Annotated in this window: 14 protein-coding genes; 8 read left to right on the forward strand and 6 right to left on the reverse strand. The window is 61.5% G+C overall.

All coding sequences use genetic code 11. The annotated features are described in order from the left end of the window. Positions 1-7 precede the first annotated feature (7 nt). Positions 8-445, reverse strand: a complete 438-nt coding sequence (locus UIB01_RS08600; protein WP_038658943.1) for a low molecular weight protein-tyrosine-phosphatase — start codon at positions 443-445, stop codon at positions 8-10. Positions 446-602: 157 nt separating this feature from the next. Then, positions 603-2,030 (reverse strand): undecaprenyl-phosphate glucose phosphotransferase, encoded by a 1,428-nt coding sequence (locus UIB01_RS08605; RefSeq protein ID WP_038658946.1) that lies wholly within the window; start codon positions 2,028-2,030, stop codon positions 603-605. Between the two features lie 376 nt (positions 2,031-2,406). On the opposite strand from UIB01_RS08605, the gene yegS reads away from it, so the two are divergent. The 3 genes from yegS (at position 2,407) to UIB01_RS08620 (ending at position 5,241) form a co-directional block, all read left to right on the forward strand. Then, a complete protein-coding gene (gene yegS / locus UIB01_RS08610) occupies positions 2,407-3,318 on the forward strand; it encodes a lipid kinase YegS (protein ID WP_038658949.1) in 912 nt (303 codons plus the stop codon). A gap of 110 nt (positions 3,319-3,428) precedes the next feature. Further along, complete coding sequence (locus UIB01_RS08615) at positions 3,429-4,361, forward strand: chemotaxis protein CheV (protein WP_038658952.1); 933 nt, start codon at positions 3,429-3,431, stop codon at positions 4,359-4,361. A gap of 79 nt (positions 4,362-4,440) precedes the next feature. Next, positions 4,441-5,241, forward strand: a complete 801-nt coding sequence (locus tag UIB01_RS08620; RefSeq protein WP_038658954.1) for an MOSC domain-containing protein — start codon at positions 4,441-4,443, stop codon at positions 5,239-5,241. Between the two features lie 51 nt (positions 5,242-5,292). On the opposite strand, the gene UIB01_RS08625 is transcribed toward UIB01_RS08620, so the two are convergent. After that, positions 5,293-7,215, reverse strand: a complete 1,923-nt coding sequence (locus UIB01_RS08625) for a transglycosylase SLT domain-containing protein (RefSeq protein WP_038658957.1) — start codon at positions 7,213-7,215, stop codon at positions 5,293-5,295. Between the two features lie 277 nt (positions 7,216-7,492). Between UIB01_RS08625 and UIB01_RS08630 the strand changes: the two genes are divergently transcribed. After that, positions 7,493-9,403, forward strand: a complete 1,911-nt coding sequence (locus UIB01_RS08630) for an ATP-binding cassette domain-containing protein (RefSeq protein ID WP_038658960.1) — start codon at positions 7,493-7,495, stop codon at positions 9,401-9,403. Between the two features lie 166 nt (positions 9,404-9,569). Further along, positions 9,570-10,262, forward strand: a complete 693-nt coding sequence (locus UIB01_RS08635; RefSeq protein ID WP_038658963.1) for a DUF6901 family protein — start codon at positions 9,570-9,572, stop codon at positions 10,260-10,262. 48 nt (positions 10,263-10,310) lie between these two features. Here the strand turns inward: UIB01_RS08635 and UIB01_RS08640 are convergent, their stop codons facing one another. Beyond that, positions 10,311-10,751 (reverse strand): universal stress protein, encoded by a 441-nt coding sequence (locus UIB01_RS08640; protein ID WP_038658965.1) that lies wholly within the window; start codon positions 10,749-10,751, stop codon positions 10,311-10,313. 199 nt (positions 10,752-10,950) lie between these two features. Between UIB01_RS08640 and UIB01_RS08645 the strand changes: the two genes are divergently transcribed. Genes UIB01_RS08645 through UIB01_RS08655 form a run of 3 tightly spaced genes read left to right on the forward strand, consistent with a single transcriptional unit; the run spans position 10,951 to position 12,757 of the window. After that, positions 10,951-11,427, forward strand: a complete 477-nt coding sequence (locus UIB01_RS08645; protein WP_038658968.1) for a hypothetical protein — start codon at positions 10,951-10,953, stop codon at positions 11,425-11,427. A 38-nt stretch (positions 11,428-11,465) separates the two neighbouring features. Continuing rightward, positions 11,466-12,248, forward strand: coding sequence for a class II glutamine amidotransferase (locus UIB01_RS08650; protein WP_038658971.1), 783 nt, complete (start codon positions 11,466-11,468; stop codon positions 12,246-12,248). After that, positions 12,242-12,757: a DUF2937 family protein gene (locus UIB01_RS08655; protein ID WP_038658975.1), complete on the forward strand. Its 516-nt coding sequence runs from the start codon at positions 12,242-12,244 to the stop codon at positions 12,755-12,757. The genes UIB01_RS08650 and UIB01_RS08655 overlap by 7 nt, the downstream gene beginning before the upstream one ends. A gap of 58 nt (positions 12,758-12,815) precedes the next feature. Here the strand turns inward: UIB01_RS08655 and UIB01_RS08660 are convergent, their stop codons facing one another. Both UIB01_RS08660 and UIB01_RS08665 read right to left on the reverse strand, forming a co-directional pair. Beyond that, positions 12,816-13,994 (reverse strand): vWA domain-containing protein, encoded by a 1,179-nt coding sequence (locus tag UIB01_RS08660; RefSeq protein ID WP_038658977.1) that lies wholly within the window; start codon positions 13,992-13,994, stop codon positions 12,816-12,818. A 48-nt stretch (positions 13,995-14,042) separates the two neighbouring features. Next, entirely contained in the window at positions 14,043-14,447 is a 405-nt protein-coding gene (locus tag UIB01_RS08665; protein WP_015276696.1) for a GFA family protein, read from the reverse strand. Between the last annotated feature and the right edge of the window lie 35 nt (positions 14,448-14,482).

Here is a 14,482-nt window from a genome sequence, read left to right on the forward strand (position 1 = left end):
TCCTTCTTCATTTCAGGTAAGGAAGCCAGCTCTCGACGGATTTCGTCAGGAGATTGTGGACATGTTCAAACGCGGGTTTGGATTGGCGGTACGGGTCCGGAATTTCCAAGTCGTCCTGCCATTTGCCGATGAGAAAAGTCTTGCCATGCACCTCGGGTGCAATCTGGCGGATGTGCTGGATGTGGCTTTGCTCCATCGCCAGGATCAGGTCGGCCTGATGCAGCATGTGGCTGTCTACCTGGCGCGCGCAGTGGGCTGGCAACTCCAGCCCGTTGTCCTGCAGTACTTCATGGGCGGTCTTGTCCATCGGGTTACCTACTAATGCACCAATCCCTGCTGAGCTGATCGTCAGGTCCTGGCCGCGTAATCTGTCCGCGAACAGCGCCTCGGCAGCAGGGCTTCGGCAGACGTTTCCGACGCAGACGATCAAGATGTTCTTGAACATGAGTTCAACCTCGTGGCTGCTGGTTCGCAGCCGCCGGGGTAGCGCCCGGGGTGAACGAATGTGAGATTTTTCCGAGAGTCATTAGTTCCTTCCTGCCACGCCTGTGGGCGGCGTGGCTTCTTGCAGTATTTTTCGGCACCACGCAGGGGTGCTGCGATCAGTACACGTCCTTGTTGAAGATCAGCGCTGGCGGGGTGCGCACGAGGATGTAGAGGTCGAACCAGACCGACCAGCGCTCGATGTAATCGAGGTCGAATTCGACGCGCTTCTCGATCTTTTCCAAGGTGTCGGTCTCGCCCCGGTAGCCGTTGATCTGCGCCCAGCCGGTGATACCTGGCTTGACGCGATGCCGGGCGGAGTACTCGGCTACGGCGTCCTCGAACAGCACGCCGGCCGCCTTGGTCGCGGTGGCATGTGGACGCGGGCCGACCATGGACATGCTGCCGAGGAAGACGTTCAACAGCTGGGGCAGTTCATCAAGACTGGTTTTGCGGATGAAGCGACCCACACGGGTAATGCGGTCATCGCCACGCGTGGTTTGCCGATCGGCGTTGGCATCGGACTTTTCGTGGTACATCGAGCGGAATTTGAACACCTCGATGAGGCGATTGTTGTAGCCGTAGCGCTTCTGCCTGAACAGCACCGGGCCGGGCGAGTCGAGCTTGATCGCCAGGGCGATTGCCAGCATGACCGGGGCGGCGGCGAGCAGCGCAATGCTGGAGATGACGATATCTTCCAGGCGCTTGAACATCGGTGACCAGCCGCGTAGCGGCAGATCCGATGCGCTGAGGGTTGGCAGGCCGCCGATCTCGGTGATGCGCTTGTCGGCATGGCGGAAGGCGACCATATCGGGCACCAGCAGAACGTTCACCGGCAGCTTGCGCAGTTCGGCGATCAGCTGGCCGATTCGGCTGTCGGCGAACCAGGGCAGCGCGACCAGCACCTGAGTGACTTTTTCCTCGCGGATCATCTGCTCCAGATCGCGGGTATTGCCCAGTAGCGGCAGGTTGGCCAGCTCTTTGGGTAGGCGCTCCAGGCGGTCATCGATAAAGCCGAGCACGCCGGTGCGGATGTCGCGATGGTTCTGCAGGTATTCGGCAACGCGTACACCGTTGTCGGTGCCGCCGAGGATGACCGCATTCTGCAGAAACATGCCGCGCGCCATCAGGCGACGGAACAGGGCGAGCATTGCCAGGCGCTCTGCGCCAAACAATGCGGCACTGGTGAAGAACCAGAAGGCCAGATGCTTGGCTTCCAGATAGCCGAACAGGCCCATGCCCTGATGCATGAACACCAGGAAGCTGAATGCTGCAGCCCAGGCGATCAGCATCACGCGGAAGCGCAGCAGGGTGCTGAACACCTCTTCGCTGTAGATGCCTGCGGTCTGGAAGATGACGATGCTGAGAACGGCGAAGAAGCCCAGAAAAGCGCTGAACGTGCCACCAGTGGGCAAGTCCATGAACGCCAGGAGCAGGAGTCCCGGCAGTATGGCCGTGAGGCCATGTATCAGGCGAATGCTGGCCAGGAAGTAATCGACGAAACTCGGGTGAGCATATTCAAGGGTTCCAACTGACTGTACGCGCATACAAGGCTCCATCCTCAGCTCAAAGCTGGCTCAAATCTCGAATTAATCGCCGCGGTACGCGGGGGGTTGATAGCAGGCCGCCATCGCAACCGTGATCGGGACTCCTGCTCCGACCGTGCCTCTCGGGATGAGTTCAGTAGTAGTCAGCGGGGTGCCAAGAAATTGAGCGAATCCTCGAAAAGCTCGCAAACTGCTGTTTTAAAAGCGCTTTGCGTAGAGCGCCGCTGCACCTGGCCGGGCTAATCAAAATCGGCTGTGGTGACCAATGGCACGATTGATCGAAGATTTGGATTAATCCTGCGGCGCATGCTTCCCACAACTTCCGCCCGTGGGCCGGGTCGTATGCAGCGGTGTGAGTCGAGAGAAAGGAACGGCCATGAACGAAGCCAAGGCGCTGCTGATCCTGCACGGGAAACAGGCCCTGAACGATGAGGTGCGCGAGGCTGTACGACGGCAGCGCGAAAATGGTTGGGACCTGGCTGTCCGGGTTACCTGGGAGGCGGGAGATGCACGACGCCTGGTGATCGAAGCGCTGGATGCCGGCTATTCGACGCTGATCGCTGGCGGCGGTGATGGCACGTTACGAGAGGTGGCTGAAGCGCTGCTCGAAGCGCAAGGGCAGGCGAGTCTTGCTCTGATGCCGCTTGGCAGCGCCAACGACTTTGCCAAAGCGGCCGGCATACCGCTGGACCCCTTCGAGGCGCTTGTCCTGATGGATCAGCCAGCCCGATGGGTCGACGTTGGCGATATGAACGGTCAGCCGTTCGTCAATATGGCCACCGGAGGCTTCGGCTCCAATGTCACTGCCAATACGTCGGAAGACCTCAAACGAGTATTGGGCGGTGGTGCTTATCTGTTGACCGGCCTGACGCGCTTTTCCGAGATCCATTCGAGCCATGGTCGTTTCCGTGGACCAGGGTTTGACTGGGAGGGGGATTTCCTCGCCCTTGGTATCGGTAACGGCAGACAGGCCGGCGGCGGTCAGCTGCTCTGTCCGCAGGCAAGGATTGATGACGGCCTGCTGGACGTGTGCATCGTGCCGGCGCCTGCGGATGCGGTCGGTACCCTCGGGACGTTGCTCAGCGGCGGTCTGCTGGGGGTCGACGCGGTGTCGGTCAGTGCCCGGGTGCCTTGGCTCGAGGTAGAAGCACCCAGCGCAATCGATATCAATCTGGATGGCGAGCCCTCCACGGCCGCACATCTGCGCTTCGATGTGCGTTCCGGGGCGTTGCGCCTGCACTTGCCAGCCGACTGCCCGTTGCTGGGTCCGGCTTCCACGGCGCCTTAGGAACGGCGCCGACCGGGCTTCCGATTGTGAAAAAAAGCCCCGGCGATGCATAAAGCGATGGGCGACGCGGCCGATACTCATATCACCACGTTTTCCCAAGGAGCCTGGAAATGGCCGGCATTCTCGATTCAGTCGATCAACGCACCCGTCTCGTGGGGCAAAATCGCCTGGAGATTCTCATGTTCCGGCTTGGCGGGCGGCAGAAATTCGCCATCAACGTCTTCAAGGTTCAGGAAGTCGTCCAGCTACCGAAGATGACGCTGATGCCTCACCGCCATAGCTCGGTCTGCGGCGTGGTCAATCTGCGTGGTCAGACGTTGCCGGTGGTCGACCTCTCACGGGCTATCGGTCTGCGTCCTCTGGTGCCGGATGAGCGCAGCACCATCATCGTGACCGAGTACAACCGCACCGTGCAGGCGTTCCTGGTGGGCGGCGTGGAGCGCATCGTCAACCTGAACTGGGAGGAGGTGATGCCACCGCCGACCACGGCCGGCCGTCAGCATTACCTGACCTCCATCACCAAGGTCGATAACGAGCTGGTGGAGGTGATCGACGTGGAGAAGGTGCTCGCGGAAATCGTGCCCTACGACACCAGCATCCCACCCGAGAGGCTGGCCGATCCTATTCTCGAGCGCGCTCGCGGTCGCGAAGTGCTCTGCGTCGATGACTCCAGCGTCGCTCTGTCACAGCTGCGCGAAACCCTGGGCCAACTCGGTCTGAAGATTCATACCGCCAGCGACGGCCTGAAGGGTTTGAACATGCTCAAGGCCTGGGCCGATGCCGGTGAGGTGCTGACCGACAAGTTGCTGATGGTCTTCACCGATGCCGAGATGCCAGAGATGGATGGCTATCGGCTGACCACCGAGATCCGTCACGACCCGCGCCTGCGTGATCTGTACGTGGTGCTGCACACTTCGCTGTCCGGCAGTTTCAACCTGGCGATGGTGCAGAAGGTCGGCTGCGACAACTTCCTCTCCAAGTTCCAGCCGGAAAAGCTCGTGGACGTGATCCAGGATCGCCTGAAGATGGACGAGCAGCACTGACTGATCGCTCTCTGCCGGCTGCTGAATAACGCAGCCGAGCCCTGATATGCTGCTGCGCTTTCCCTGCTGGAGGCGCGGCATGCATCTCTCATCGCTCTACCGCTTTCCTCTCAAGTCCGGCGCCGGCGACGCGCTGCAGCATTGCGCCAGCGATGCACTCGGCCTCGTCGGCGATCGGCGCTGGATGGTGGTCGCGGCCGCAACCGGGCGATTTCTCACCCAGCGTGTGGCACCCCGGATGGCGCTGTTGCAGGCGCGCTGGCAGGGCGAACGGACCCTGCGACTGACTGCACCGCGCATGCCGGAACTGCTGGTGCCGGTGCCCGATGCGCGGGCGATGCGCTGCGTGCAGATCTGGAGCTCCAATGCCGTAGTGCCGGATGCAGGCGAGGTGGCAGCCACCTGGCTATCGGATTTTCTTGGACAGGCCTGTCGGCTGGTTCACCTGCCGCTGGACGACGGTATTCAGGTGGATCTGGATTTCGCACGGCTGGGCGAGCGCACCGCGTTCAGTGATGGATTCCCATTTTTGCTTATCGGCCAGGCATCGCTGGATGACCTGGTTCGCCGAGTCGGGCGCCCGCTGGACATGCTGCGCTTTCGCCCGAATCTGGTGGTCAGCGGCGCGCAACCTTATGCGGAGGACAGCTGGAAGCGCATCCGTATCGGCGAGCTGACCTTTCGTGTCGTCAAGCCCTGTTCGCGCTGCGTCATACCCACGCTTGATCCGTTCACCGCGGAGCGCGAACCCGATCGGGAACCGCTGAATACGCTGTTGTCGTATCGCAAGGGCCAGGGCGGGGTCTTCTTCGGGCAGAACCTGATCGCCGAGGGCATCGGCGAACTGGCTGTGGGGGCGCCGGTGGAAGTGCTCGACTGACCAAGGCAGGCATGTCGATGGCAAGCGCGGGCCGGCCATCGCCGCGCCGCTCTACTGGGATTCAAAGTAGCGCTCGTGCCATTCCACCAGCGGTTGCGGCGAGTTCAGTTTCTGCCCGTAGATGACCGAATAGGTCAGCACGTTCTGCACGTACTGGCGGGTCTCGTCAAACGGGATGTTTTCTACCCACACATCAAACGACAGGTGCTCGGCGTTGCGCAGCCATTGGCGGACGCGGCCGGGCCCGGCGTTGTAGGCGGCCGAGGCGAGCACACGGTTGCCGTTGAACTGCCCGTAGATCTGGCTGAGATAAGCGGTGCCAAGCTGAATGTTGGTGGTCGGATTGAGCACCTGCTGCGGTGAGGCCAGCGGGATGTTGAAGCGCTTGGCGGTTTCCTTGGCGGTGGCGGGCATCAGCTGCATCAGTCCAGTGGCACCGACGTGTGAGCGGGCGTCGGCCATGAACGCACTTTCCTGACGGGTCACTGCGAATGCCCAGCTGGGATGGATCTGGCGCGCCCGTGACGCCTGGACCAGCGCGTTGCGGTGCGCCATGGGGAAGCGGATATCCAGGTCGTCCCAGTACTGCGCCTGGCTGATGGTGCGAATTGCCGGGAAGTACCATTCCTTTTCGTAAGCGATGCGGGCTTGCGCGACCATCTCGTCACGGCTGAACAGCCGGCTGACGTGATACCACTCGCGGCGGCCATCGACGATCTGCCCGCGGTCATGAAACTCCAGCGCGCGGCGAATGCCCGCGGTGTTGCGTACTTTCTGTACGACCTTCGGATCCAGGGGCAACGGTTGATGGTTCAGCTTGTACGGGGCCTGGATGCGATCGGCGGAAAGAAAGCCGTAGAAGTCGCGCTCTTGCGCCACCGGCTGGAAGAGCACCGCCGCCTGTTTGCTTTCGGGCTTGGCCAGCTGCAGGCTGCGCGCCTGCCAATAGCGCCAGCGGTTGGTGTTCGCCAGGTCCTCGGGGAAGCGCTGGGTCAGTTTGTAGGCTTCATCCCACTGGCCCTGGCGCAGCAGCAGACGGGTGCGCCACTCGGTAACGGTATTGTCGCGTAGCTCGGGGTCGTATTCGGCCATCACCTTGAGCGCGCGTGCGTCGAAGCGTTTGGCGAGGGTCAGCCCGATCTGCCGCGCGATGGCGACTTTTTCCTCGGACGAGAAGGCGAAGCGGCGGGCGTAGCTGTCGAGCAGGCTTAGCGCCTGCTCCGGATCCTGGCGGGCGAGGCGCCGCAGGCCGATCGATACGACGTCGGCCATCGCCGGGCTGGTCGGCGCGAAACGCTCCGGCTGGCGGAGCATCTGTGGCTTCTGCGCGACATCAATCATCAGCTGGCCCTGGCTCTGCAGCGTCGGCAGACGTTTCACCAGAAAGCTGGCAACGCCGTAGTTGCCACTCTCCACGGCAAGCTTGGTGCGTTTCCAGCGTCGCTCTTCGGTCAGCAGGCCCTTGGCTTCCCAGAGTTCGAACAGCGGATCACAGGAGTTGTGCTGCGACTTGCCGACCAGCCACAGCCGCTCGGCAGTGGCGTCAGCCCCCGGCATGTTGTTGCGCAGCTGGTACTGGCCGAACAGGCAGTCCAGCTCGGTGAAGTTCATCTTCGGATCGTAATAGCGGGTGAATGTCTGCCAATCGCCACGTGCTGCCAGCAGGCGCAGCCAGCGCAGCTTCATCCAGCTGATCTGCGGCAGATCACCATGCTCGGCGAGAAACTTCTCTACTTCCTGGTTGCTCGCCGACTTCAGGCGATGAGTCAGCTCGTCATAGGCGAGATAGGGTTCCAGGGGATAGTCGCGCAGCGCACTTTGGTAGCGGCGGTACGGTCCGCTGTCGCCTTTGGCGAGGGCTTGTTTGGCCTCGTCGTAGTACTGGCGTTGTTGACTGAGGCTGGCGGCGGACGCATCCAGGCCAATGGCTGAAACAAACAGGCAGAAACACAAACTGGAGAGTCGGCCGCGCATGGTACATCCGTAAAACGGGGCATTGATAAGACAGGCGGCCTGCTGCGCGAATGGCACAGAAAGCGGCTTGCTGCAGCGGCTAGCTTAGCCTGCCGCAGGGCCCAGTTAAACGCGCATTAAGCTCCGGTAACAAACAAAAGCGGACTTCCGACGAGCGTGCTTCGTAACGTGCCGTTCAACGCCATTCGAAAGAGCCGCACGGCCGATAAAACGGCGCTTACAACGGGCAGACCACCGCTATCTGCTAGAATGCGCGCCCTGTTTTCCGGAGGTAGTCATGACCCTGCTCAAGTTCACCGATGTTTCCCTCGCCTACGGCACCACGCCGTTGCTGGACGGCGTGTCCTGGCAGATCGCGCGGGGTGAGCGGGTCTGCATCATTGGCCGCAACGGCACCGGTAAATCCAGCATGCTGCGCCTGGTCAAGGGCGACCGTAGTGCGGATGACGGTGAAATCTGGCGCGCCCCGGGCCTGAAGATTGGCGAGCTGCCGCAGGAGCTGCCGCGTGCGGATGACCGCACCGTCTTCGACGTGGTTGCCGAAGGCCTGTCCGGAGTCGGCGAGTTGCTTGCCGAGTACCATCACCTGAGCCAGAACATTCAGAACGAAGCCGACCTCGACAAGCTGATGCATGTGCAGCAGGCGCTCGAGGCGAAGGATGGCTGGCGTCTGCAGCAACTGGTCGACAGCACCCTGAGTCGCCTGCAATTGCCCGCCGACCGCACGCTCGCCGAACTGTCTGGCGGCTGGCGGCGCCGAGTGCTGCTGGCCCAGGCGCTGGTGTCCGAGCCCGATCTGCTGCTGCTCGACGAGCCTACCAACCACCTGGACATCGGCGCTATTGCCTGGCTTGAGGAGGCGCTGACCGGCTTCAACGGCGCCGTGCTGTTCATCACCCACGACCGGGCATTCCTGCAGAATCTCGCAACCCGCATTCTCGAACTGGATCGCGGCCATCTCATTGACTGGAATGGCGACTACGCCAGCTTCCTGGTGCACAAGGAGCAGCAGCTCGCGGCTGAGGAAACGGCCAACGCGCTTTTCGACAAGAAGCTGGCCCAGGAAGAAGTGTGGATTCGCCAGGGCATCAAGGCTCGGCGCACCCGCAACGAAGGCCGCGTGCGGGCGCTCAAGGCGCTGCGCGCTGAACGCAGTGAACGCCGTAATGTGCAGGGCAAAGCGACCTTTCAGGTGGAAACGGCGGACAAATCTGGCAAGCAGGTCATCGTCGCTGAAAATGTGTCGTTCGCCCACGTCGGTGGGGAGCCACTGATCCAGGACTTTTCCATGGTCATCCAGCGCGGTGACCGCATCGGCTTGCTCGGCGCCAACGGCACCGGCAAGACCACCTTGCTCAAGCTGCTGCTCGGTGAGCTGCATCCAAGCAGCGGTTCCATCGAGTTCGGTACCAAACTCGAAGTGGCGTATTTCGACCAATTGCGTCACCAGCTGGAGTTGGAGAAGACGGTCGTCGACAACCTCGCCGAGGGCCGCGAGTTCATCACTATCGATGGGCAGAATCGCCATGTTCTGAGCTACCTGGGGGACTTCCTGTTCAGCCCGCAGCGGGCTCGGACGCCAGTCAAGGCGCTGTCTGGAGGCGAGCGGGCACGGCTCTTGCTGGCGAAGCTCTTTAGTAAGCCGGCCAACCTGCTGGTGCTGGATGAGCCCACCAACGATCTTGACGTGGAAACGCTGGAGTTGCTCGAAGAAGTACTGCTTGGTTTCCAGGGTACTGTGCTCATGGTGAGCCACGACCGGGCCTTCCTCGACAACGTGGTCACCAGCACCCTGGTGTTCCAGGGTGGTGGCGAAGTGCGCGAGTACGTCGGTGGTTATCAGGACTGGCTGCGCCAGGGTGGTTCACCGCGCCTGTTGGGCGTTGCCGAGTCCGGTGGCGAAGCGAAGGATGCCAAGAAGGTGCAACAGGCGCCCGTCGCCCCGGTTGCTGCCGAGGCCGCGCCGGTCAAGAAGAAGCTCAGCTACAAGTTGCAGCGTGAGCTGGAGGCTTTGCCAGGTCTGATCGACGAAGCGGAAAAGGCTATCGAGGCCCTGCAGGCGGAGATATCCGATCCGGCTTTTTATCAGCAGGCAGCTGATAAGACTGCTGCCGTGCTGAGCCGTCTCGAGGCGCTGCAGGCCGATCTCGATGGCTTGCTTGAGCGCTGGGCAGAACTCGAGGAGTAATCGGCCGAGTTGGCGAGCGGTGCAGCCTTTTCATGGCTGCACTGGTCAGCGCAGGGTGGTGCGGTGGAGATGGTTCTCGGACACGGCTTATGAGATGGATCAATGCCCTGCGTGCTGGGGCGTAGTTAGTATCCGCATCGGATCATGCAGTCATGATGGAGCGTTAATGGCAATCGAATACCGCATCACCCTGGACGATGAACACGACTTCAGTTACCGGATCGAGCTGGATCGTGAGTACGACAGGGAAGTCGCTGCGCAGGCGCCGAAATGGACTCGGCTCGATCATCAGCGGTGTTCGAACTGCCCGCTGAGCAAGGACGATTTCAGCCATTGCCCGGCCGCAGTCGACCTGCACCGGGTAATCGAGGATTTCCAGGGGTTGCCGGCCGTGAAGAAGGCTTTGGTGTGGGTGCGCACGCCGGAGCGTGAGTACACCAAGCAGGTTGGCCTCGACGAGGGCCTGCGTGCGTTGCTCGGTGTGATCATGGCGACCAGCGCCTGCCCGGTGCTTGGTCGACTCAAGCCCATGGCCCAGCAGCATCTTCCCTTTGCCAGCAATCACGAATTCGTGCTGCGCGCGGTATCGCTGTATCTGGCACGGCAATACTTCAATTTGCGCGAAGGACGGCATGCCGACTGGGAGCTCCGCGGCTTGGTGCGCTCCTTCCAGCAGCTGCAACTGGTCAATCAGGCATTCTGGCAGCGCATTCACGACACTTGTCACGCCGACTCCAACCTCAAGGCCTTTCTGGCCTTCTTTTCGATGGCGTCCAGCCTGACCTATTCGCTTGAAACCCAGCTGCAGAAGATTCGTCCGCTGGTCATGAGCGCCGGAGAGGGCGTCGAAGCGGTCTGATCCATTCGCTCTAGCGCAGAGTGGTTTCACTCTGCGCGATGACGAACTCTATTCGTCTTTCTTCAGGCGTACCGCCAGCACATCGCAAGGCGCGCCATGCAGGATGTCGTTGGCAGTCGAACCGAGCAGCAGGGCAAGCCCGTGGCGGCCATGACTGCCGACCACGATCAGGTCGCAGCCCTGTTCCTTCGCTAGGCGGTGCACTTCCTGACGCGGCTGGCCATAGGCGAGGTGACGGTTCTCCGGGGCTAAGCCGGGGTAGCTGTCGGCAAAGCCGTTCATGCGTTCGCGGGCCTGGTCGAATTGCTGTTGCTGCAACATCGACAGGTCCATTGGTACATCGCCGCCGAAGGCCATGGCCATTGGCTCGATGATATGTACCAGGCTCAGCTTGGCGTCCGAGGTGCTGGCGAGCATCTGCGCGCGGGCGACAACGGGATGGCATTCTTCGGTCAGGTCGATGGCGACCAGGATGTGTTGGTAGGGCATGGCGTACTTTCTCCTTGCGTGCCATCGCCAGAGACGGTGGCGGGTCCGGCGGTATGAGGGACCACCCTTTCGTTTAAGAGGTTATACGATCTTGCTCCTGGGTCCGCCAGTGGCTTGTTGTCACCATCAATGACGGCGAGGGGGCGCTGGCTGCTATCATGCCGCCTTTGTTACCGCGTGCTGTATCGAGAAAACCGCCATGCCGATGTTCGACTCCGACTATTCGCTCGCCTGGACCCTGTACGGGATAGCTGCACTTGGGTGCCTGCTGTTCTGGTTCCGGGTAACGCGCTGGATGTGGCGCTGGCTGCGCGAACCGCTGCGGCTGATCGTGGCCGTATTGTTGTTTACGCCGACTATCGTCGACCCGGCGAAGGAACTGTTCGCGCCTGCTGTGGCCATTACTGCCATGGATCTGGCGTTCAAGGTGGGGAACAACGCCTGGCGTGCTGTGGCGGACCTGGCGATGTACGGACTGATCGCCTTCGCCTTGTATTTACTGCTGGTAGCCATTCGCTGGCCTATCGAGCGCAAATACGGGCGCCGCGCTGAAAACCATGTCGCAGACGAAGACAGTCGAACGCTGCGTGAGCGCATGGAAGACCAGGACGACGATGATTACGCGCGCGACTACGCACCGTCGCGTGGGCGGATGCGCACAGAGCCGCGGCTCTAGTCTGGCGCACCGATCAGATCACTATCGGGAGATGACGCATGTGCGAGCTGCTTGGCATGAGCGCCAACGTTCCCACCGATATCGTTTTCAGCTTTACCGGCCTGATGCAGCGAGGCGGCAAGACCGGGCCACACAAGGACGGTTGGGGCATAGCCTTCTATGAAGGTCGCGGGCTGCGATTGTTCCAGGATCCGGTCGCCAGCTGTGAGTCGGAAGTGGCAAAGATGGTGCAGCGCTACCTGATCAAGAGCGAGGTAGTGATAGGTCACATTCGTCATGCCAACGTCGGCAAGGTCTCGCTGGTCAACACGCATCCCTTCGTTCGCGAGCTATGGGGGCAGCACTGGTGTTTTGCCCATAACGGCCAGCTCGCTGATTTCGAGCCCCCCAAAGGCACCTATCGTCCGGTTGGCGACACCGACAGCGAGCGCGCTTTCTGTGATTTGCTGAACCGTATCCGTCTGGATTTTCCGGACCATTGTGCCCCGGAGGACCTGCTTCCCATCCTGCTTGGAGCCTGTGTCGAATACCGCCGCAAAGGCGTATTCAACTGCTTGCTGAGCAATGGCGAGTGGCTGTTCAGCTTCTGCAGCACCAAGCTGGCGGAGATTACCCGGCGCGCTCCATTCGGTCCGGCCCAGCTCAGAGATACTGAACTGACCGTGAACTTCCAAGCCGAAACCACGCCCGATGATGTCGTCACTGTACTGGCCACCGAGCCGCTCACCGATAACGAGCAGTGGACCGTGCATGAGCCTGGCCAATGGAGCCTGTGGCGCCTCGGCGAATGCATAGCTCAGGGCAAGGTGGCCGGATGTTGAGAAGTTACCTGCGCCTGACCCTGTTCACCCTAGGCCTGCTGATAGGCATTCAGGTTCCCGGCTTTATCGAGGCCTATGCTCAGCATGTGGAAGCGAGACGCCTGGAGGCGCAGGAGGGGTTGCAGGGCTTTCAGGATACGGCGCAGCGTTTCTTCAACGGTGATCTGGATGCGCTCGTACAACACTATCGCGGCAGTAACGATCCGGTGTTCCAGAGCGATGCGCAAAGTGTCGAACAGCTGCTGAGCCGCGCGCGAATGCTGGAGCGCGAGTGGCAGGCGATGCAGCGACCCTGGTACGCACGGGCCGTTCACGTATTGCTCGGCGCCGAGCGCAGCCTGCGTGCGCAGGTATGGAGCAGCTACCGATTCCAGGTATTGCTCGCCCCGCAAGCCATCGCTTGGGGCCTGAGCTGCGCGCTGCTGCTAGCCTGGCTGGTGGAAAGCCTGTTCTTGGCGGCGAGCTTTCCACTCAGGTCGCGAGCGCGACGCTACAAGTCGTATCGCTGACCCGCGGGTGTGCGCTTGCCGCTCGGCTGGAGCGGTGCGAACGCCCTCCCGCACGTGATCACTTCGCCAAAAACTTCATGCCTTCCTCGAGTCCGCTTAGCGTCAGCGGGTACATCCGGTCCTCCACCAGTTCGCGGATGATGCCAGTAGAAGTGGTGTAGCCCCAGGTGTCCTTGGGGTAGGGGTTGATCCAGATGAGCTTCTTGTACTTCTCCATGAAGCGCTGCATCCACACGTAGCCAGCTTCTTCGTTCCAGTGCTCGACGCTGCCGCCGGGTTGGGTCACTTCATAGGGCGCCATCGCGGCGTCGCCGACGAACACCACTTTGTAGTCGGCGCCGTACTTATGCAGCAGGTCCAATGTCGAGGTGCGCTCCGAAGTGCGCCGGAAGTTGTTCTTCCATACCGATTCGTAGATGAAGTTGTGGAAGTAGAAGTATTCCAGGTGCTTGAACTCGGTCTTGCAGGCCGAGAACAGCTCTTCGCAGACCTTCACGTGCGCATCCATCGAACCGCCGATGTCGAACAGGATCAGCAGCTTCACTGCATTGCGCCGCTCCGGACGCATCTGGATGTTCAGCAGGCCGGCATCGCGCGCGGTATGGTCGATGGTGCCGTCGATGTCCAGTTCGTCCGCCGCGCCCTGGCGGGCGAACTTGCGCAGGCGGCGCAGGGCGATCTTGATGTTGCGCGTGCCCAGCTCGACCTGATCGTCGAGGTTCTTGTACTCGCGCTGGTCCCAGACCTTCACCGCCTTGCCCTGCCGCTTGCCGGCATCGCCGATGCGTATGCCTTCGGGGTTGTAGCCGCCGGAGCCGAACGGGCTGGTGCCACCGGTGCCGATCCACTTGTTGCCACCGGCATGGCGTTCCTTCTGTTCTTCGAGGCGCTTCTTGAATTCCTCGATCAGCTTGTCCAGGCCGCCGAGGGACTGGATCTGCGCGCGCTCTTCATCGGTCAGGCTGCGCTCGAATTCCTTGCGCAGCCAGTCTTCGGGAATTAGCGCCTCGAGATGCTGGTCGAGGTTTTCCAGGCCCTTGAAGTAGGCGCCGAAGGCGCGGTCGAACTTGTCGAAGTGGCGTTCGTCCTTGACCATCACGGTGCGCGCAAGGAAATAGAACTCATCCATGTCGGCGAACACGACGCGGTGCTTGAGCGCATCGATCAGATCCAGCAGTTCGCGTACCGACACCGGCACCTTGGCGGCGCGCATCTCGTTGAACAGGCCAAGCAGCATGGCAGAAACCTCTGGCGCACCGCGGGTGGTGCGCGATGTTCGGGGCGCTCAGCGGGGGCTGTCGCCGTTGTGTTGGGGCAAGCCGTCGCGAATCTCGTACCAGTCGGCCTTGGAGTCGACGTAGATATGCGATTGCGGCGGCTCCGGCAGCGGTGAATCGAGGGTGCCGGCGGCAACCCCGAGCTCATGTTCGCGGTTGTCGACGAACTGCAGATTCGAGCCGCAGCGGATGCAAAAGGTGCGTGTCACGTGATCGGAAGAGTGGTAGACGCCCAGCTGGTCCTTGCCTGACATGATGTGGAAGGCTTCCAGCGGCACACTCGCGTAGGTGGCGAAAGCGGCACCGTGAGCCTTGCGGCACATCTTGCAGTGGCAATGGGTCAGCTCATTGATGGGCGCGTCGATGCGATAGCGCACGACGCCACACAGGCAGCTACCGGTATGCGTTTGCATGGTTCTTCCTCCAGTGAGTTCGCGGCCGGCTCACC

This window comes from Stutzerimonas decontaminans (assembly GCF_000661915.1).
Lineage (GTDB): Bacteria > Pseudomonadota > Gammaproteobacteria > Pseudomonadales > Pseudomonadaceae > Stutzerimonas > Stutzerimonas decontaminans.

Coding starts and splice junctions, on each gene's coding strand:
- UIB01_RS08600 (WP_038658943.1), bottom strand. CDS start 445: ATGTTCAAGAACATCTTGATCGTCTGCGTCGGAAACGTCTGCCGAAGC.
- UIB01_RS08605 (WP_038658946.1), bottom strand. CDS start 2,030: ATGCGCGTACAGTCAGTTGGAACCCTTGAATATGCTCACCCGAGTTTC.
- yegS (WP_038658949.1), top strand. CDS start 2,407: ATGAACGAAGCCAAGGCGCTGCTGATCCTGCACGGGAAACAGGCCCTG.
- UIB01_RS08615 (WP_038658952.1), top strand. CDS start 3,429: ATGGCCGGCATTCTCGATTCAGTCGATCAACGCACCCGTCTCGTGGGG.
- UIB01_RS08620 (WP_038658954.1), top strand. CDS start 4,441: ATGCATCTCTCATCGCTCTACCGCTTTCCTCTCAAGTCCGGCGCCGGC.
- UIB01_RS08625 (WP_038658957.1), bottom strand. CDS start 7,215: ATGCGCGGCCGACTCTCCAGTTTGTGTTTCTGCCTGTTTGTTTCAGCC.
- UIB01_RS08630 (WP_038658960.1), top strand. CDS start 7,493: ATGACCCTGCTCAAGTTCACCGATGTTTCCCTCGCCTACGGCACCACG.
- UIB01_RS08635 (WP_038658963.1), top strand. CDS start 9,570: ATGGCAATCGAATACCGCATCACCCTGGACGATGAACACGACTTCAGT.
- UIB01_RS08640 (WP_038658965.1), bottom strand. CDS start 10,751: ATGCCCTACCAACACATCCTGGTCGCCATCGACCTGACCGAAGAATGC.
- UIB01_RS08645 (WP_038658968.1), top strand. CDS start 10,951: ATGCCGATGTTCGACTCCGACTATTCGCTCGCCTGGACCCTGTACGGG.
- UIB01_RS08650 (WP_038658971.1), top strand. CDS start 11,466: ATGTGCGAGCTGCTTGGCATGAGCGCCAACGTTCCCACCGATATCGTT.
- UIB01_RS08655 (WP_038658975.1), top strand. CDS start 12,242: ATGTTGAGAAGTTACCTGCGCCTGACCCTGTTCACCCTAGGCCTGCTG.
- UIB01_RS08660 (WP_038658977.1), bottom strand. CDS start 13,994: ATGCTGCTTGGCCTGTTCAACGAGATGCGCGCCGCCAAGGTGCCGGTG.
- UIB01_RS08665 (WP_015276696.1), bottom strand. CDS start 14,447: ATGCAAACGCATACCGGTAGCTGCCTGTGTGGCGTCGTGCGCTATCGC.